Annotated in this window: 15 protein-coding genes; 9 read left to right on the top strand and 6 right to left on the bottom strand. The window is 77.7% G+C overall.

All coding sequences use genetic code 11. The annotated features are described in order from the left end of the window. Window positions 1–75 precede the first annotated feature (75 nt). The 4 genes from sucD to ACUN9U_RS17440 form a co-directional block, all read right to left on the bottom strand. Window positions 76–978, bottom strand: a complete 903-nt coding sequence (gene sucD / locus ACUN9U_RS17455) for a succinate--CoA ligase subunit alpha (RefSeq protein ID WP_445486266.1) — start codon at window positions 976–978, stop codon at window positions 76–78. Window positions 979–1,001: 23 nt separating this feature from the next. Further along, on the bottom strand, window positions 1,002–2,189 hold the full coding sequence (gene sucC / locus ACUN9U_RS17450; RefSeq protein WP_445486265.1) for an ADP-forming succinate--CoA ligase subunit beta: 1,188 nt from the start codon (window positions 2,187–2,189) through the stop codon (window positions 1,002–1,004). A 233-nt stretch (window positions 2,190–2,422) separates the two neighbouring features. Then, window positions 2,423–3,142, bottom strand: coding sequence for a response regulator (locus tag ACUN9U_RS17445; protein ID WP_445486264.1), 720 nt, complete (start codon window positions 3,140–3,142; stop codon window positions 2,423–2,425). After that, complete coding sequence (locus ACUN9U_RS17440; RefSeq protein ID WP_445486263.1) at window positions 3,139–4,773, bottom strand: ATP-binding protein; 1,635 nt, start codon at window positions 4,771–4,773, stop codon at window positions 3,139–3,141. The genes ACUN9U_RS17445 and ACUN9U_RS17440 overlap by 4 nt, the downstream gene beginning before the upstream one ends. A 198-nt stretch (window positions 4,774–4,971) precedes the next feature. Here ACUN9U_RS17440 and ACUN9U_RS17435 point away from each other — a divergent pair, with 198 nt between their 5' ends. The 9 genes from ACUN9U_RS17435 to ACUN9U_RS17395 all read left to right on the top strand — a co-directional run bounded on the left by ACUN9U_RS17435 (window position 4,972) and on the right by ACUN9U_RS17395 (window position 15,283). After that, on the top strand, window positions 4,972–6,024 hold the full coding sequence (locus ACUN9U_RS17435; protein ID WP_445486262.1) for a Bug family tripartite tricarboxylate transporter substrate binding protein: 1,053 nt from the start codon (window positions 4,972–4,974) through the stop codon (window positions 6,022–6,024). Next, window positions 6,021–6,578, top strand: a complete 558-nt coding sequence (locus tag ACUN9U_RS17430) for a tripartite tricarboxylate transporter TctB family protein (protein WP_445486261.1) — start codon at window positions 6,021–6,023, stop codon at window positions 6,576–6,578. Before ACUN9U_RS17435 ends, ACUN9U_RS17430 begins: the two co-directional genes overlap by 4 nt. Beyond that, on the top strand, window positions 6,571–8,178 hold the full coding sequence (locus tag ACUN9U_RS17425) for a tripartite tricarboxylate transporter permease (RefSeq protein WP_445486260.1): 1,608 nt from the start codon (window positions 6,571–6,573) through the stop codon (window positions 8,176–8,178). Before ACUN9U_RS17430 ends, ACUN9U_RS17425 begins: the two co-directional genes overlap by 8 nt. Then, complete coding sequence (locus ACUN9U_RS17420) at window positions 8,175–8,570, top strand: universal stress protein (RefSeq protein WP_445486259.1); 396 nt, start codon at window positions 8,175–8,177, stop codon at window positions 8,568–8,570. Before ACUN9U_RS17425 ends, ACUN9U_RS17420 begins: the two co-directional genes overlap by 4 nt. Window positions 8,571–8,779: 209 nt before the next feature. Beyond that, on the top strand, window positions 8,780–9,886 hold the full coding sequence (locus ACUN9U_RS17415; protein WP_445486258.1) for a glycosyltransferase family 4 protein: 1,107 nt from the start codon (window positions 8,780–8,782) through the stop codon (window positions 9,884–9,886). Then, on the top strand, window positions 9,883–11,175 hold the full coding sequence (locus tag ACUN9U_RS17410) for a glycosyltransferase family 4 protein (RefSeq protein WP_445486257.1): 1,293 nt from the start codon (window positions 9,883–9,885) through the stop codon (window positions 11,173–11,175). Before ACUN9U_RS17415 ends, ACUN9U_RS17410 begins: the two co-directional genes overlap by 4 nt. Before the next feature lie 62 nt (window positions 11,176–11,237). After that, window positions 11,238–12,335, top strand: a complete 1,098-nt coding sequence (locus tag ACUN9U_RS17405) for a glycosyltransferase family 9 protein (RefSeq protein ID WP_445486256.1) — start codon at window positions 11,238–11,240, stop codon at window positions 12,333–12,335. Beyond that, window positions 12,328–14,313 carry a glycosyltransferase gene (locus ACUN9U_RS17400; RefSeq protein ID WP_445486255.1) on the top strand — a complete coding sequence of 662 codons (1,986 nt, stop codon included), beginning with the start codon at window positions 12,328–12,330 and terminating at the stop codon, window positions 14,311–14,313. The genes ACUN9U_RS17405 and ACUN9U_RS17400 overlap by 8 nt, the downstream gene beginning before the upstream one ends. Before the next feature lie 79 nt (window positions 14,314–14,392). Further along, a complete protein-coding gene (locus ACUN9U_RS17395) occupies window positions 14,393–15,283 on the top strand; it encodes an ATP-grasp domain-containing protein (protein WP_445486254.1) in 891 nt (296 codons plus the stop codon). 29 nt (window positions 15,284–15,312) lie between these two features. Here ACUN9U_RS17395 and ACUN9U_RS17390 read toward each other — a convergent pair whose 3' ends face one another. Together ACUN9U_RS17390 and pdxR are read right to left on the bottom strand one after the other, a co-directional pair. Beyond that, window positions 15,313–16,401, bottom strand: a complete 1,089-nt coding sequence (locus ACUN9U_RS17390) for a glycerophosphodiester phosphodiesterase family protein (protein WP_445486253.1) — start codon at window positions 16,399–16,401, stop codon at window positions 15,313–15,315. Then, window positions 16,398–17,855, bottom strand: coding sequence for a MocR-like pyridoxine biosynthesis transcription factor PdxR (gene pdxR, locus ACUN9U_RS17385; protein ID WP_445486252.1), 1,458 nt, complete (start codon window positions 17,853–17,855; stop codon window positions 16,398–16,400). Before pdxR ends, ACUN9U_RS17390 begins: the two co-directional genes overlap by 4 nt. Window positions 17,856–17,863: the final 8 nt, after the last annotated feature.

Raw genomic sequence — 17,863 nt, 5'->3', positions numbered from 1 at the left:
CCCCCCGGGCCGCGGGGGGGCCGCCCCCCCCCCCGGGGGGGCGGCCCCCCCCCCCCGCCGTGCGTCACCCGGCGGTCAGGCCAGGGACTGCATGACCTCGCGCGCCAGGGCGGCGGTCTCGGACGGCGTGCGGCCGACCTTGACGCCGGCGGCCTCGAGGGCCTCCTTCTTGGCCTGCGCGGTGCCCGCGGAGCCGGACACGATGGCGCCGGCGTGGCCCATGGTCTTGCCCTCGGGGGCGGTGAAGCCGGCCACGTAGCCGATGACCGGCTTGGTCACGTGCTCCTTGATGAACGCCGCGGCGCGCTCCTCGGCGTCGCCGCCGATCTCACCGATCATGACGATGACGTCGGTGCCGGGGTCGGCCTGGAACGCCTCGAGGGCGTCGATGTGGGTCGTGCCGATGATCGGGTCACCGCCGATGCCCACGCAGGTGGAGAACCCGAAGTCGGCCAGCTCGTACATCATCTGGTAGGTCAGCGTGCCGGACTTGCTGACCAGCCCGATGCGCCCGGCGGGGGTGATGTCGGCGGGGATGATCCCGGCGTTGGACGCGCCCGGGGTGATGAGGCCGGGGCAGTTCGGGCCGATGAGCCGGCTCTTGCCGGAGGCCTGCGCGTGCGCGAAGAACTCCGCGGTGTCCTTGACCGGCACGCCCTCGGTGATGACGACGACGAGGGGCACCTCGGCGTCGATCGCCTCGACGGCGGCGGCCTTGGTGCCGGCGGCCGGCACGAAGATGACCGTCACGTCGGCGCCGGTCTCCTTGACGGCGTCGGCCACGGACCCGAAGACCGGGACCTGCACCGGGGAGCCGTCGGCGCCGGTGAACTCCACCTGCTCGCCGGCCTTCTTGGGGTTGACGCCGCCGACGACGGTGGTGCCGGAGGTCAGCATGCGCTGGGTGTGCTTGCGGCCCTCGGAGCCGGTCATGCCCTGCACGATGACCTTGGACTCGGAGGTCAGGAAGATCGCCATGGTGTGAGTTCCTCTCGTCCCGGTCAGGCCTGCGAGGCCAGCTCGGCGGCCTTGCGGGCGGCGCCGTCCATCGTGTCCACCACGGTCACCAGCGGGTGGGCGGCCTCGGCGAGGATCCGCCGGCCCTCCACCACGTTGTTGCCGTCCAGGCGCACGACCAGGGGCTTGGACGCCTCGTCCCCGAGGATGCCGAGGGCCTGGACGATGCCGTTGGCCACCTCGTCGCACGCGGTGATGCCGCCGAAGACGTTGACGAAGACGCTCTTGACCTGCGGGTCGCCGAGGATGACGTCGAGGCCGTTGGCCATGACCTGCGCGGAGGCGCCGCCGCCGATGTCGAGGAAGTTGGCCGGCTTCACGCCGCCGAGCTCCTCGCCGGCCTGCGCGACCACGTCGAGGGTGCTCATGACGAGCCCGGCGCCGTTGCCGATGATGCCGACCTCGCCGTCGAGCTTGACGTAGTTGAGGTGGCTGGCGCGCGCCTTGGCCTCGAGCGGGTCGCCGGCGGCGGCCTCCTCCTCGGCCAGGGCCGCGGTGTCGGGGTGGCGGAAGGAGGCGTTGTCGTCCAGCGACACCTTGCCGTCCAGCGCCACCACGCGGCCGTCACCGGTGAGCACCAGCGGGTTGACCTCCACCAGCGTGGCGTCGGCCTCGCGGTAGACGGTGCCGAGCTTGACGAGCACGTCGGAGACCTGCGCGGCGACGTCCTGGCCGAAGCCGGCGGCGGCGACGATCTCGTCGGCCTTGGCCTGGTCGATGCCGACCACCGGGTCGACGGCGACGCGGGCGAGGGCCTCGGGGCGCTCGACGGCGAGCTGCTCGATCTCCATGCCGCCCTCGACGCTGGCCATGGCCAGGTAGCGGCGCTCGGCGCGGTCGAGCAGCAGGGAGACGTAGTACTCGGTCGCGATGTCCGCACCGGCGGCGATCATCACCCTGTGGACGGTGTGGCCCTTGATGTCCATGCCGAGGATGTCCCGGGCGCGCGCCTCGGCCTCGTCGGCGGACTTCGCGACCTTGACGCCGCCGGCCTTGCCGCGGCCGCCGACCTTGACCTGGGCCTTGACGACGACGACCTTCCCGTCGACGCCGGCGCCCAGCTGCTCGGCGGCGGCGCGGGCCTCCTCGGGCGTGGTGGCCACGAGGCCCGGCAGCACCGGGACGCCGTGGGACTCGAACAGGTCGCGCGCTTGGTACTCGTACAGGTCCACTGGGGCTGCGCCTCCATCGTCGGCCGCTGGCGGGTCCCCGCCCGCCGGCGGCTGCCCGTGGGCCGCCCAGCCAGCGCGCGGGGTGCGCCCGCGAGCCTAACGATCCCCTGCTGAGCGCCCCGCCGAGCCCCCGCTGAGCACGCGGACGTGGCGCTCACGCCCATGATCGTCGAGGGGGTCTCCCCGTCTCCTCCGCGACGATCACGGACCTGCGCGCCACCACCGGGCGGGGGTCAGCGCTGCAGCCACGCGTAGCCGTTCTCGGGGCGGCCCGCCACGCCGTAGCGGGGGCGCACCACCGCGCGGCCCGTCTGCTCGAGGTGCTCCAGGTAGCGCCGGGCGCTGACGCGGGCCATCCCGCAGCGGGCCGCGACCTCGCCGGCGGACAGGTCCGGCTCGGGCGCCGAGCGCAGCACCTGCACCACCAGCTCCAGGCTGCGGTGCGACAGGCCCTTGGGCAGCTGCTCGAGCGCCCGCGGCCCGGAGGCGCCGGAGGCGGGGCCCGCGGGGTGCAGCAGCCTGTCGACGTCGTCCTGGGCCAGGCCGCCGGACGCCCCGGTGCGCGCCAGCGCCCGGCGGTGGGCGGCGTAGGCCCGCATCCGCTCGGTGAACAGCGCCAGGGAGAAGGGCTTGACGAGGTAGTCGGCCACGCCGCCGGACATCGAGGCGCGCACCACCTCCAGCTCGCGCGCCGCGGTGACCACCACGACGTCGACGTCGGACCCGCCCGCCCGCAGCGCCCGCAGCACCTCGGTGCCCGGCACGTCGGGCAGGTGCACGTCGAGCAGCACGAGGTCGGGCGAGAGCGACTCCACCGCGCGCAGGGCGTCGCCGCCGCGGTGGGCCACCCCCACGCACGTGAAGCCCTCCAGCGTGCCGACGTAGGCCTGGTGCAGGGAGGCGACGGCCGGGTCGTCGTCGACCACGAGGACGCGCACGGGCCCGCCGCTCACGCCCCCGCTCCCGCGAGCTGCCCGGAGGACGACGGCGAGGACGACCCGCCGCCGAGGACCACCTCGAAGCGCGCCCCGCCCAGCGGGGAGGTGCCGACCGCGGCGGAGCCGCCGCGGCGCGCCGCGACGCGGGCCACCAGCGCCAGGCCGATGCCCTGGCCGTGGCGGCCGTCCCCGCCGTCCTTGGTGGTGACGCCCACCCGGAAGACCTCCTCGCGCAGCGGCGCGGGCACGCCCGGGCCGTCGTCGTCGACGACCACCCGCCAGGGGCCGCCGGGCTCGCCGCGCACGTCCACGAGCACGCGCCCGCCCTGCCCGGCGGCGTCCAGGGCGTTGTCCACGAGGTTGCCGAGCACGGTGAGCACGTCCTCGCCCGCGCCCGCGGGCACCCGGGTGGCGGGCACGACGACCAGCTCGGCGCCCCGCTCGCGAGCCAGGGCGGCCTTGGCCATGAGCAGCGCGGAGACGGAAGGGTCCTCCACCGCGCCGAGCCCGGCCCCGGACAGGAGCCGGCCGCCGCCCCCGAGCCTGTCGATGAGCGCGGCGGCGTCGGCGGTGCGGCCCAGCTCCAGCAGGCCCCGCAGCACGTGCAGGTGGTTGCTGAACTCGTGGGCCTGCGCGCGCAGGGTGGTGGTGAGGCTGCGCTGCCCGTCCAGCTCCCGCACGGCGCCCGACAGCTCGGTGCGGTCGCGCACGGTGAGCACCCGGCCCACGCGGCGGCCGTGCACGAGGGCCGGCGTGCGGCTGGCCAGCAGCACCCGCTCCCCCACGAGCAGGGGCGCGTCGACGGCGTCGTCGTCGGCCTCCAGCAGCGCCAGCGCCGCCGGGTCGAGCACTCCGGCGGCCGGCGAGCCCACGACCCCGCCGCCGTCGTCGCCGTGGCCGCTGTCGAGGTCCAGCAGGCGGCAGGCCTCGTCGTTGACGAGCACCACCCGGCCGCGCTCGTCGACGGCGAGCACGCCCTCGCGGATCCCGTGGAGCATCGCCTCGCGCGCCTGGAGCAGCCGGGCGATCTCGTCGGGCTCCAGGCCCATGATGCGGCGGCGCACCAGCCGGGTGAGCAGGTAGGAGCCCACCGAGCCCAGCACCGCGGCGCCCCCGAGCCACGCCGCCAGCCAGGGCACGTCCTCGGTGAAGTCGTCGGCGAGCTCGGACTCGACGATCCCCACCGAGACCGCTCCGAGGATGCGCCCGGAGGCGTCGCGCACGGGCACCTTCGCCCGCAGGGACGGTCCGAGCGTGCCCGTCTGGGTGCCCAGGAACTCCTCGCCGCGCAGCACCTCGGCGGCGCTCGTGGTGCTGGGCGAGCCGATGAGGGAGGGGTCGGGGTGGCTCAGCCGGATGCCGTCGCGGTCCAGGAACACCACGAACGACACCTGCGACGCCTGCTGCAGGAGGGTCGCGAGGTCCTGCAGGTCGTCGCCCGGGCCGCCGGGCTGCTCGTACGCCTCGACGACGTCGGGCAGCGTCGCGGCGTTGCGGGCGACCGCCACCATCTGGTCGCCGTAGGCCTGCCGGATCTGGCGCTGCTGCAGCGAGACCGCGGCGACGCCGGCGATGACCACCGCGGACAGCACGATGAGGGCCTGCAGCGCGAGCAGCTGCGGGCCGAGCGGCATCGGCCGGCGCATGCGGACATCATCACCGACCCGCGCCGCGCAGGGGAACGCCGGCGGCCGCGACCGATACGACCACAACCACCGCAAGGGCCGATACCACCAGTACGGCCGCATGCTGGGCAGGCCCGGGGCGCGCGCGCACGCTCCTCGTCATCGAGCCGCACGGCTCTCCGCCCCGACGACGGGGCGGGACGACGAGGAGGTCGCCACGTGAGCAGCAGCACCACCACCCCCACCGCCCGGGCCACCCGCCCCCTGCGGTCCCGCGCCCTGCGCGCCGCGCTGGCCGGCGCCGGTGTGGCCGGCCTGCTGGCCACGGCGGCCTGCGCCTCCGGCAGCGCGAGCGCCGGAGCGGGAGGCGGCGACGGCGGGGCGCAGCCGGTCAACCGCCTGGAGATCATGGCCCCCGCCGACCCGGGCGGCGGCTGGGACCAGACCGCGCGCGCCATGGGCTCCGCCATCGAGACCGAGGAGCTGGCCCGCAGCGTGCAGGTCTCCAACGTCGGCGGCGCCGGCGGCACGGTGGGCCTGGCCGAGCTCAAGAACGAGCGCAGCGAGGACTTCCTCATGGTCATGGGCCTGGTGATGGTCGGCGCGATCGAGACCAACAAGAGCCAGGCGACGCTGGAGGACACCACGCCGCTGGCGCGCCTGACCAGCGAGGACGAGATCATCGTCGTCCCCGCCAGCAGCCCGTACCAGACCATCGACGACCTGGTCGCGGCCATGAGGAGCGAGGGCCGCGGCGTCTCCATCGCCGGCGGCTCGGCCGGCGGCACCGACAACATCCTCGCCGGGCTGCTCGCCCAGGCCGCGGACGTGCCGGCCACCGACCTCAACTACATCGCCTACTCCGGCGGCGGGGAGTCGCTCGCGGCGCTGCTCGGCAACCAGGTCAGCGCCGGCATCTCCGGCGTCGGGGAGTACGCCGAGCAGGTGGAGGCCGGTGAGCTGCGCGCCCTGGCCGTCTCCGGCGCCGAGCGGGTGGAGGGCCTGGACGTCCCCACGCTGAAGGAGTCCGGCTACGACATCGAGTTCTCCAACTGGCGCGGCGTGGTGGCGCCCCCCGGCATCTCCGAGGAGGCCGAGGCGAGGCTCGAGACCCTCGTGGAGGAGATGCACGGCTCGCAGGCGTGGACCGACCTGGTCGAGACGAACGGCTGGACCGACGACTACCTGTCAGGTGAGGAGTTCGAGACCTTCCTCGACGAGGAGCAGACGCGCATCCAGGGCGTCCTGAAGGACATCGGGCTGACCTCGTGAGCACCGTCGACGCGTCCCCCGGGGCGCCGCACGGGCCCGCCGGGGCGCCCGCGGCGCGCCGGCGGCGCATCCCGGTCGGCGAGCTGGTCATCGTCGCCGTCCTCGCGGGGCTCGGCGTCTTCGCCCTGGTCGACGCCCACACCATCACCGTGCCGACGTCGTCCAACGCCGTCGGGCCGCGGGCCTTCCCGTACGCGGTGGGCGCGGTCCTCGTGCTCGCCGCGGCGGGCCTGCTCGTGGCGCTGCTGCGCGGCGACCGCGGCGAGGTGGAGGGCGGCGAGGACGTCGACACCTCCGGCGGCGCCGACTGGGCGGCGGTGGGCAAGCTCACCGCCGCGTTCGCGGCGCTCGTCGTGCTCGTCGAGCCGCTGGGCTGGCCGATCGCGGCGTCGCTGATGTTCGGCGGCGCGGCCTGGGCCCTGGGCGCGCGCCCGTGGTGGCGCGCGTTCCTCGTGGCCGCGGTCCTCAACACGGCGGTCCACGTCGTCTTCACGCAGGTGCTCGGGGTCTACCTGCCCGCGGGCCCGCTCGAGGGGGTCGTCGGCTTTGGGTGACCTGACAGGGCTCATGGAGGGGTTCGCCACGGCGGCCCAGCCCGTCTACCTGCTCTACGCGCTCATCGGGGTGCTGCTCGGCACCGCCGTCGGCGTGCTGCCCGGCATCGGGCCGGCCATGACGGTGGCGCTGCTGCTGCCGCTGACGTACACCCTCGAGCCCACCGCCGCGTTCATCATGTTCGCCGGCATCTACTACGGCGGCATGTACGGCGGGTCGACCACGTCGATCCTGCTCAACACCCCCGGTGAGTCGGCGTCCATCGTCACCGCGCTCGAGGGCAACAAGATGGCCAAGGCCGGGCGCGGCGCGGCCGCCCTGGCCACCGCGGCCATCGGCTCCTTCGTCGCGGGGACCATCGCCACGGTGGCGCTGTCGCTGGTGGCGCCCACGGTGGCGCGGATCGCGGTCAGGCTGGGGCCGGCGGACTACGTGGCGCTGGCGGTGCTCGCGTTCTTCACGGTGGCCGCCATGCTCGGGGCCTCCGCCGCCCGGGGCATCGCCTCGCTCGCGCTGGGCCTGTTCATCGCCGTCATCGGCACCGACAGCCTCACCGGCCAGCAGCGCTTCACCCTGGGCCTGCCCACGCTGGCCGACGGCATCGACGTGGTCATCGTGGCGGTGGGCTTCTTCGCCGTCGGCGAGGCGCTCCACGTGGCCTCCCGGCTGCGGCGCGGCCCCATCCCGCTGGTGCCCATCTCCGGGAGGTGGATGACGCGCGACGACTGGAAGCGCTCGTGGAAGCCGTGGCTGCGGGGCACCGCGATCGGCTTCCCCATCGGCACCATCCCCGCCGGCGGCGCCGACCTGGGCACCTTCCTCAGCTACGCCACCGAGCGGAAGCTGTCCAGGCGCAAGGACGAGTTCGGCCACGGCGCCATCGAGGGCGTCGCCGGGCCGGAGGCGGCCAACAACGCCTCCGCCGCCGGTGTGCTGGTGCCGCTGCTGACCCTGGGCCTGCCCACGTCGGCCACCGCCGCGATCATCCTCGCGGCGTTCCAGAGCTACGGCATCCAGCCCGGGCCCAACCTCTTCGCCGCCGAGGGCGAGCTGATCTGGGCCCTCATCGCCAGCCTCTACATCGGCAACGTGCTGCTGCTGGTGCTGAACCTGCCGCTGGTGGGGCTGTGGGTGAAGGTGCTGCAGCTGCCGCGCCCCTACCTGTACGCCGGCATCCTCACCTTCGCCGCGCTCGGCACCTACGCGGTCGGCGCGTCGATCGAGGACCTCGTGCTGCTGTTCGTGCTCGGCGGCATCGGCTGGGCCATGCGCTCCTACGGCTTCCCGATCGCCCCGGCCATCGTGGGCCTCATCCTCGGGCCCATCGCCGAGGAGCAGATGCGCCGCACCCTCGCCATCAGCCAGGGCGACCCGACGGCGCTGGTCACCAGCCCCTTCGCCGCCGTGGTGTACGTGCTCGTGGTGCTGGCGCTCGTCGGCTCGCAGTGGCTCAAGCGGCGCCAGGCCCGCCTGGACGCCCTGGTGCTCGCCGAGGCGCAGCGCGACGAGGACAGGCTGGTCGGCGCGCACCGCGCGGGCTCCGCGTCGTCGGCGGCGGAGGGCCACCACAACGACCAGGACAGCGGAGGTGCACGGTGACGATCGTCGTGGGCTACGTGCCCAAGCCCGAGGGGCGCGCCGCGCTCGTGGCGGCCCTGGAGGAGGCGGACCTGCGCGGGGAGTCGCTCCACGTGCTCAACACCTCCAAGGGGGACGCCTACTCCGACCCCGGCTACGCCACCGACGAGGACCTCGCCGAGGTGGAGGCCCTCCTGGAGGAGTCGGGCGTGCCCTACGAGCTGGAGCACCGCCTCGGCTCGGCCGCCGGAGCCGCCGACGACATCCTCGAGGCCGTCGAGCGGCTCGGCGCCAGCCTGGTGGTGATCGGCATCCGCCGCCGCACCCCCACGGGCAAGCTGCTGTTCGGCAGCGACGCCCAGCGGGTGCTGCTCCAGGTCCCCTGCCAGGTCCTGGCGGTGAAGGCGGGCTGAGCCGCCGAGGCCGTCACCCGCCTCGTCTCCCGCGGGCGCGGGACGGCCCTGGTCCACTCCCCCGGGACCAGGGCCTTCCTGCGCCCGTGCCGTGGACGCCGTGCCGTGGACGCCGTGCCGGGCAGGCGCCGTCGCAGCAGCGACCGGCAGCGCGACCGGCCGGGTGGCGCCGGCGCGCCCGGGGGCGCCGCGGCGGTTACGGTCCCGCCGTGACCGCCCCGAGCTCCGACGCGGCCGGACGCGTGGCCCTGCTGGCCGGCCCCGGCGCCTTCGGCGGGGCGCAGCGCCACCTGCTGTCGCTCCTGGAGCACCTCCCGGCGGCGAGCGGCCGGGACGCCGCCCTGCTGGCCGTCGGCCCCGTCGACCCCCAGCTGGCCGCCGGCGCCGCCGCCGCGGGGGCGCCGCTGGAGGAGCTGCCCGCCCCCGACGGCGACGGTGACGGCCTCCAGCGGGCCCTGCAGCGGGCGCTGCAGCGGGTGGGCGCCGCGGCGCTGCACCTCAACGCCACCGACCCGTGGGCGGAGGTGGCGCTGCTGCGGGCGGCGCTGGCCACGGGCCTGCCCACCACCGCCGTGGTGCACCTGACGGGCCGCTGGTCCCGCACGCAGCGCCCCGCCGACGCCGACGCCCTGCTGCGGCAGCTGCGGGCCGTGCTGGCCCCGTCGCGGGCCATCGCCGAGGCCCTGGTGGAGCAGCACGGCCTGGACCGGGCCCGCGTCGTCCACGTCCCCAACGGCGTGGCGGTGCCGGCTGCACCGCTGCGAGCCGCCGGCGCCCCGCCGGCGGCGCCGCTGAGGGTGGCGTGCCTGTCGCGGCTGACCCCGCAGAAGGGGGTCGACGTGCTCGTGGACGCCGTGGCGCTGCTGCCCGCCGGCACCGTGGAGGTGGTGGTGGCCGGTGAGGGGCGTGAGGCCGCGGCGCTGGAGCAGCGGGCCGCGGGCCTGCCGGTCCACCTGGCCGGCTTCAGCGCGGCCACCGCTGAGGTGCTCGCCGGGGCCGACGCCTACGTCCAGCCCTCCCGCGACGACGCGCTGCCCCTGGCACTGCTCGAGGCCGCCGGGTCGGGGCTGCCGTGCGCGGCGACGGCCGTCGGCGACGTGGCCAGCGAGGTCGGCGACGTCGTGCTCGTCGTCCCCCCGGAGGACCCGCCCGCGCTGGCGGGGGCGCTGGCGCGGCTGGCGGCCGAGCCCGACCTGCGCGAGCGGCTGGCGGCGGCGGGCCGGGCGCGGGTGCTGGCGAGGTTCACCGAGGAGGCCTTCGCTGCGCGCACGGCCGCTGCGCTGGCCCCCGCCTGGGCCGCGGCAGCCGCCGCGTGAGCGACGGCAGCGCCGCCGCGGGCGGCGGCGGCCTGCGGGTGCTGCGCCTGTGCTCGGTCTTCGGCGTCCCCGACCGCCCCCTGCACCCCGGTGACCTGCGCTTCGACGCCGTGGGCGGCATGCAGAACCACACCGGCCACCTGACCGCGGCGCTGGACGAGCTGGGTGTGGAGCAGGTGGTGGTCACCTCCTGGCCGCCCTCCCACCCGAGGCGGGAGCATCTGTGGGAGCGCACGACGGTCCACCGGCGCGGCTGGGCGGTGCCGGTGGCGCGCCAGGGCTGGGCCGTCCACGCGACCCCGGTGCTCCTGCGCGCCGCGTCCGCGCTGCGGCCCGGTCGCGACCTCGTGCACGCCCACCTCGGTGAGGACCTCGCCGTGCTGCCGCTGGCCCGCCGCGTCGCCGCTGCCCGGCGGGTGCCGCTGGTGGTGACGGTGCACCTGTCGCTGGCGCACACCCTGCCGCCGGGCGGGCTGCGCCGCGCGGTGCTGCGCCACGGCGGCGGAGCGCTGGAGCGGGCGGCGGTGAGGGACGCGGCGGGCGTGCTGGTGCTCACCGAGCGCGCGCGGGCCGCCGCCGTCGCTGACGGCGCCCGCCCGGAGCGTGTGCACGTGGTGCCCTCCGGGGTGGACCCGGTCCTGTTCGCACCCCCCACCCGCGCCGAGGCGGACCCGCTGGCCCCGACGCCCGGTGCCGGTGCCCACCTCCGCGCAGCGCGGCCGCGGGTGCTCTTCATCGGCCGCTTCGGCGCCCAGAAGGGGCTGCCGGTGCTGGTGCGGGCCGCCGCCCTCCTGCGCACCGACGCCGAGGTGGTCCTGGCGGGATCGGGCCCCGACGAGGCCTCGCTGCGGGCGCTGGTCGCGGACCTCGGGGTGGGCCACCGCGTGCGCCTGTGCGGCCCCCTGGACCACGACCTCGTGCCCGCCGCCCTGCGCACGGCCGCGGTGGCCGTCCAGCCCAGCACCTACGAGGAGATGGGCACCTCCGTCGTGGAGGCGCTCGCCGCGGGCACCCCCGTGGTCGCCTCCCGCACCGGGGGCATCCCCGACCTGCTCCAGCAGGGTCGCTGCGGCGTCCTCGTCGACCCCGGGGACGAGCACGCCCTCGCACGCGCCCTCGACGACCTCATGGCTGACGGTCCCCGGCGCGCGGAGCTGGCGGCGCGCGGCCGCGAGGTCGGCGAGGCGCTGGCCTGGCCGTCGCTGGCGCGCCGCGTGCTGGGGGTCTACCGCGAGGCCGTGGCCAGCGGCGCCCTCGAGCGCCCCGGGTCCGCGCCGGTCCTCGGATGACCCCAGCGGCTCCACCGGCCGGGCCGGCCCCGCCGGTCCCGCCCGCCCTGGCGGACCCGGCGGTGCGCTCGGTCCTCCTCGTGCGCCTGCGCACCGGCATGGGCGACCTGGTGTGCACCGGCCCTGCGCTGCGCGCCCTGCGCGCGGCGCGGCCGGACCTGCGCGTGGACCTGCTGACGTGGGCGGAGATGGCACCGGTGGTCGACAGGCTGCGCGACGAGCGGGGGCGGCCGCTGGTGGACGAGCTGGTCGACTTCCCCGGACACCCCGGCATCCCCGAGCGCCCCGCCCGCCCGCAGGGCTGGCAGCCGTGGCTGCGGGCGGTCCGCGAGCGCGGGTACGACCTGGCGCTGCAGGTCTACGGCGCCAACCCCGCGGCCGGTGAGGTCGCGCGCGCGGTCGGCGCCCGGCGCACCGGCGGCTTCTTCCTCACCACCGAGCCCGGCGCCGCCAGCCGCGACCTCGCCCTGCACGTGCCCTACCCGGCGCACCTGCACGAGGTCGAGCGCCACCTGCACCTGCTGGCCCACCTCGGCGTGCCCTCCACCGGCACCCGGCTCGACGTCGCCGTGGACGACGCCGACCGCGCCCGGGCCGCGGCCGTGCTGGCCCGCGCCGCGCTGGCGCCCGGGCGCTGGGTGGCGCTCCACGCCGGCGCGACGTGCTCCTCGCGGCGCTGGCCCGCCGCGCGCTTCGCGGCCGTCGCCGCCGGCCTGGTCGCGGCCGGGTGGCGGGTGGCGCTGACCGGGGTGCCGGCCGAGCGCGGCGTCGTCGACGCGGTGACCGCCGCCCTGCCGCCGAGAGCGCTCACCGAGCGCGGCCCGGGGGTGGTGGACCTGTGCGGGGCCACCGACCTGGGCGCCTTCACCGCCGCGCTGAGCTCCTGCGCCCTCCTGGTCACCAACGACACCGGCGCGGCGCACCTGGCCTCGGCCACCGGCACCCCCAGCGCGGTCGTCTTCCTGTCCGGCGACCCGGTGCGCTGGGCGGCCCCCGGGCCGCAGCACCGCGTGGTGAGGGCCGCGGTGGAGTGCAGCCCGTGCCCCCACCTGGACTGCCCCATCGACCACCGCTGCGCCACCCGGGTGCGGCCGGCCGACGTGCTCGCCACCGCCGCCGAGCTCCTCGGCACCGCGCCCCCGGGCGGCGGCCGTGGCTGAGCCCGCCCGCGCGCTGGAGCACGGGCCCGGGCACGAGAGCGCACCGGGACCGGTGCCCCTGGTGTCCGTGCTGGTGCCCTGCTTCGAGCAGGCCGCCTTCCTGCCGCGCGCGCTGAGCAGCGCCCTCGACCAGCGGCTGGAGGGCGGCGGGCTGGAGGTGGTCGTCGTCGACGACGGCTCCGACGACGCCGGCGCGACCGGCGCGGCGCTGGCGCTGTTCGCCGACGACCCGCGGGTGCGGGTCCTGCGCCACGGGGACAACCGCGGCCTGGGCGCCGCCGCCAACACCGCCCTCGACGCCGCGCGGGCCCCCGTGGTGGCCTGGCTGCCCGCCGACGACGTGTGGGCGGCCGGGCACCTGGCCTCCGTGCTGGCCGCGCTGGACGCCGCACCGCGGGCGCTGGCCGCGGCGGCCGACCTCGTGGAGGTCCCCCCGCACGCGCCCGGGTGGCCCCAGCTGGTGCAGGTGGCGCACCGCCGCTCCCCCGCCCGCTGGGCCGGGCGGCCGGAGGTGGAGACCGACGACCTGGACCTGGCCTACTGGTCGCGGCTGCGCGCAGCGGGTGGCGCTGACGCCGGCGACCGGGCCGAGGACGACGCCGAGACCACGGCCGAGGGCTGGCTCGTGCGCACCGGCGCCGCCACGGCCGCCTGGACCCAGCACCCCGGCCAGCGCTCGCGGGCGCTGCGGGAGTCCCTGGACGGCGGCCTGAACGTCTTCCGCACCCGCTACCGGGTGCGCGAGCCGCTGCGGGTGGTCTCCACCGACTCCGGGGCCGTCGACGAGGTGGCGCTGCACGCCGCCGACCGGGCCCGGCACCTGGAGCCGGCACCCGACGGGCTGCGCCTGCTCGTCGTCGGCGACCTGGGCTTCAACCCCGACCGGCTGCTGGTCCTCGCCGAGCGCGGCCACCGCCTCCACGGGCTGTGGACCACGGACGGCCTGGGCGACTCCGGCGTCGGGCCGCTGGCGTGCGGGCACGTGGCCGAGCTGCGAGAGGACCCCCGCGCGGACTGGCGCGCCCCGCTGGCCGACCTCGCGCCGGACGCGGTCTACGCGCTGCTGTCGTGGCGCGCGGTGCCGCTGGCCCACGCGGTGCTCACCCACCTGCGCGGCGCCGGCGGGGCGCTGGCCCGCACGCCGTTCGTCTTCCACCTCAAGGAGGCGCCGCAGGCGTGCGTGCGCAGCGGCACCTGGCCGCTGCTGGTCGACCTGGTGCGCGGCTCGGACGCGGTGGTGCTGTCCACCGAGGAGGAGCGCGACCACCTGCGCCTGGCGGTGCCCGGCGCGCTGGCGCCCGAGCGCACCCTCGTCGTCGACGGCGACCTGCCCCGCGCGGCGCTGCACGGCGCGGAGCGCTCGCGCCGCCTGTCGCAGGACGACGGCGAGGTGCACACCGCCGTCGTCGGCCGCCCGCTCGGCCTGGACGCGGCGCTGCTCGCACAGCTGGCCGGTGCGGGGGTCCACACCCACTTCCACGGCCTGGTCGACGCCCCCGGGCCGGCGGCGGGCTGGCGCTCCTGGCTGGCCGCCGCCCGCGAGGCCGCACCGGGGCGCGTGCACGTGCACCCGCGCGTGGCGCCCCCGGACTGGACGGCGGTGCTCTCGCGCTACGACGCCGGGTGGCTGCACCGCACCCGCTCGTCCAACGGCGGTGACCTGCGGCGCGCCACCTGGGACGACCTCAACGCCCCCGCCCGCCTGGGGCCGCTGGCGGCGGCGGGCCTGCCCGTGCTGCAGCGCGCCAGCCCGGGCCACGCCGTCGCGGTGGACCGGCTGGTCGGGCCCCCGGAGGCCGGCGGTGACGGCTCGGGGGTGCTCTACGCCGACGACGAGGACCTGCTGGCCCAGCTCGCAGACCCGGCGCTGCTCGCCCGGCGCAGCGCCGCGGCCTGGCGGACCCGCGGCTCGCGCACCTTCGACGCCCACGCCCCCGCGCTGGAGCGGCTGCTGCGCGAGCTGGTCGCCTCCCGCTGACCCCGTGCCTCTGACGCCGCTGCGCCGGTCGTGCCCTGATCGGCGGGCGGTGGCGGTCGGCGCGGGGTAGGACGGCACGGTGAGGGCGGCCCTGGTGATCACCGACGAGGACTTCTACGCCGGCACCGGCTACGCCGAGGTGTGGGAGCGGACGCTGGGCGAGCTGGGCTGGGACGTGGAGCGCATCGCGCGCGTGCCGCCCTCCTGGGGCTCGGCCGGTCCCGAGCCCGGCCGCTACGACCTGGCGGTGCCCCACGTCCTGGTGGAGGAGGTCGCCGTCTTCGGCGCCACCATGCGGGCCGCCGCCGCGCTGGAGCTGGCCGGGGTCCCGGTGCTGAACCCGCTCTCCTGCGTCGTCGCCTCCTCCGACAAGCTCGTCACCGCCGCGGTGTGGGCCGCCGCGGGCATCCCCCAGCCCGACGTCCACGACCTGGCCGACCTCACCGCGTGGCCGCGCCCCGGCGAGCGCATGGTCCTCAAGCCGGCCCTGTGCGACGGGGGGCGCCACGTGCAGCTGGTCGACCACCTCGAGCAGGCCCGCGCGGTGGTGGCCGGCTGGCGCGCCGACGAGGCCGCGGGCGGCGAGCGGCGCGGGGCGGCCCTGCTGCAGGAGTGGGTGCGCGAGCCGGAGGTGGTGCGGGTCTTCGCGACGCCGCAGGAGGTCTCCCTCGCCTACGTCAAGACCCGGCCCCCGGGCGCGCTGGTCTCCGGGGGCCGCTACGTGCGCGTGGAGGCGCCCTCCGCGGCGGTGGCCGGCCTGGCGCGCCGCATGGTGGCCAGCCTGGGCGGCGGGCTCATGGGCCTGGACGTCCTGGTCGAGCCGGACGGGCGCGTGCTCGCCCTGGAGGCCAACGCGCCGTTCGGCTTCGACGTGCAGGACCACGAGCAGGGCCGGTGGGTGGCCCGCGCCGCGGTCGCCAGGGCCGGCGCGGCCGCCGCGGCGCTCGCGGCCGGTGCGGCCGGCCGCTGACGCCCGGCCCGCCCGGGGCGGCCGCCGCCTCAGGCGAGGGCGTCCAGCGCGGCGGCGGGGTCGTCGGTGAACATCCCGTCCACCCCGTCCCCGCGCAGGCGCCGCACCAGCGAGGCCACGTCACCGCGCCCGGACAGCGCAGCGCGCGCGTCCGGCCTGCGCAGCTCGGCGGGCAGGAAGGTGTTCTCGGGGCGCACCGTGTAGGGCACCACGGCGAGCCCGGCGGCGTGCGCGTCGGCCACCAGCTGGCTGCCCGTGCCGCCGCCCGCGCCCCGGCCGCCAGACGCACCGCGGGCGTCACGCGGCTCCACCTGCACCAGGTGCGGGGCCAGCACGTCGGCCCACCCCCGCACCTCCCGCAGCCCCTGCGGGGTGCACAGGTCGGCGTAGTCGCGGTGGTCACCGGCGAGCCGCAGGTCCGGCGGCGCGCCCGTCGGCTGGGTCAGCTGGGCCAGCCGCAGCCCGGGCGCCGACGCCCGCAGGCGCCGCAGGGGTGCCACCTCGAAGCACTGGACGACGACCGCGGCGCCGGCAGCCCACCCCCCGCCGCTGCGCGGCTCGTCGTCGTCCCTCCCGCCGTCGTCGAGCAGCCCGGCGTCCTCGAGGGCGGCGAGCAGCAGCGGCTCCAGCGCCAGCCCGGCGGCCGCGAAGTGCCCCGGGTGCTTGAGCTCCGGCCACACCGACACCTGCCGCCCGGCCCGCGCGGACAGCTCCTCCCGCAGCGCCAGCACCTCGCGGAAGGTCATCACGGGCTGCTCGCCGTCGTGGGCGGCGCTCGCGGGCCGCAGCCCGGGCAGGCGCTCGCGCGCTCGCAGCGCGCGGACCTGCGCGAGGCTGAGGTCCTGGGAGAACCAGCCGGTGAGGGACACCCCGTCGAGCAGCCGCGTGGTGCGCAGGTGCGCCAGCTCGGGGTGGTCGGCGACGTCGGTGGTGTCGGACAGCTCCGCCTCGTGGCGGACCACCAGCTCGCCGTCGGCGGTGGCCACCAGGTCGACGTCGACCCCGTCGGCGCCCTCGGCGACGGCGAGCTCGTAGGCGGCGCGCGTGTGCTCCGGGCGGCGCGCGCTGGCGCCGCGGTGGCCCACGACCACCGGCCGCCCTCGCCCGGCCGTGCTCACGGGGCACCCTCCCACCCGTGCCCGGGCGGCGCGGGGGCGGCCCGGGCCAGGGCCTCGACGGCTCCCCGCAGCTGGGCGAGCCCGGCGGCGCCGTAGCCGAGCACCACGGCCGGCGGCAGGTCGGTGCGCGCCACCGCGTACCCGGCCAGGTCGGCCAGGAGGTAGCCCTGGCGCTCCACCGCGCCGACGACGGCGGCCGGGTCCGCGCCCGGCGGCAGCTCGACCACCACGTGCAGCCCCGCCGCTGCGCCGCGGGCGCGCAGGTGGGGGTGCTGGGCCAGCAGCGCCTGCAGGTGGGTGCGGCGGTGGCCGTGGTCGCGGCGCACGCGCGCGACGTGCCGGCGCAGCCCGCCGGAGGCGAGGTAGCGCGCCAGGGCCCGCTGCAGGGTGCCCGCCACCGGCCCGCCCAGGTCCTCGCGCACCGCGGCCAGCGGCCCGCCCAGCGCCGGCGGCGCGAGCAGGCAGCCCGCTCGCAGCCACGGCGAGAGCACCTTGGAGAAGGTGCCCAGGTGCACCACGTGCTCCGGCGCGAGGGAGGCCAGCGCCGGCAGCGGGGCGGCGCCGTAGCGGAACTCGCCGTCGTAGTCGTCCTCCACGACGACGGCGCCCGCCCGCCGGGCCCACCGCAGCAGCCCCGCGCGGCGCTCCAGCGGCAGCACGCCTCCCCAGGGGTACTGGTGGCTCGGCGTCACCAGGACCGCGTCGGCGCGCGCGGGGAGGCGCTCGACGCGCAGGCCGTCGTCGTCGACCTCGACCGGCAGCAGCCGCGCGCCGAGGCGGAGCAGGCCGCGCACCGCCCGGGGGTAGCCGGGGTCCTCGACGACGACGCGCGGGTCGCGGCCCAGCCGGTCGCGCAGGGCGTGGACGACCAGGGCGAGCCCGTCACCGGTGCCGGCGGTCACGACGACGTCGGCGGGGTCGGCGTCCACGCCGCGGGCGGCGCGCAGGTGGGCGGCGAGCTGCTCGCGCAGCTCGGGCAGGCCGGTCAGCGCGGGCTCGTCGTCGGGGACGTCGGCGAGGGCGGCCTCCCGCCAGGCGCTGCGCCACGCGGCGTCGGCCAGCCGGCCGGCGTCGGGCCGGCCCGGGCGGAGGTCGACGACGCCGGGCTGCGCCGGGGTGCTGCGCTGCGGTGGCGGGGCGGGCGCCGGGGGCGGCAGCGCCCCGACGTGCTCGCTGACGCGGGTGCCGCTGCCGTGGTGCGCCTCGAGGAAGCCCTCCCCGACCAGCTGCTCGTAGGCCGCGGTGACCGTGGCGCGCGAGACGCCCAGCTGCGCGGCGAGGCGGCGGGTGGCCGGCACCGGCGCGCCGGGCGCCAGGCGGTGCTCGCGGACGGCGGCGCGCAGGGCGTCGGCGAGCTGGACGTGCAGGGGCCCGCCGGCGCCGCGGCGCAGCGCCACGGGCAGGTCGAGGTCGACGGTGGTGCGCACGTGCTCCTCCCCGGTCGCGGCGGGCACCCGCCAGT

The sequence above is a fragment of the Quadrisphaera sp. KR29 genome (genome assembly GCF_052644995.1).
The sequence above is the reverse complement of the archived record's forward strand: the minus strand, read 5'-3'. Positions and strand labels throughout refer to the sequence as shown.

Excerpts from the sequence above, each read along its gene's own strand:
- sucD (WP_445486266.1), bottom strand. The coding sequence starts at position 978 with ATGGCGATCTTCCTGACCTCCGAGTCCAAGGTCATCGTGCAGGGCATG.
- ACUN9U_RS17440 (WP_445486263.1), bottom strand. The coding sequence starts at position 4,773 with ATGCGCCGGCCGATGCCGCTCGGCCCGCAGCTGCTCGCGCTGCAGGCC.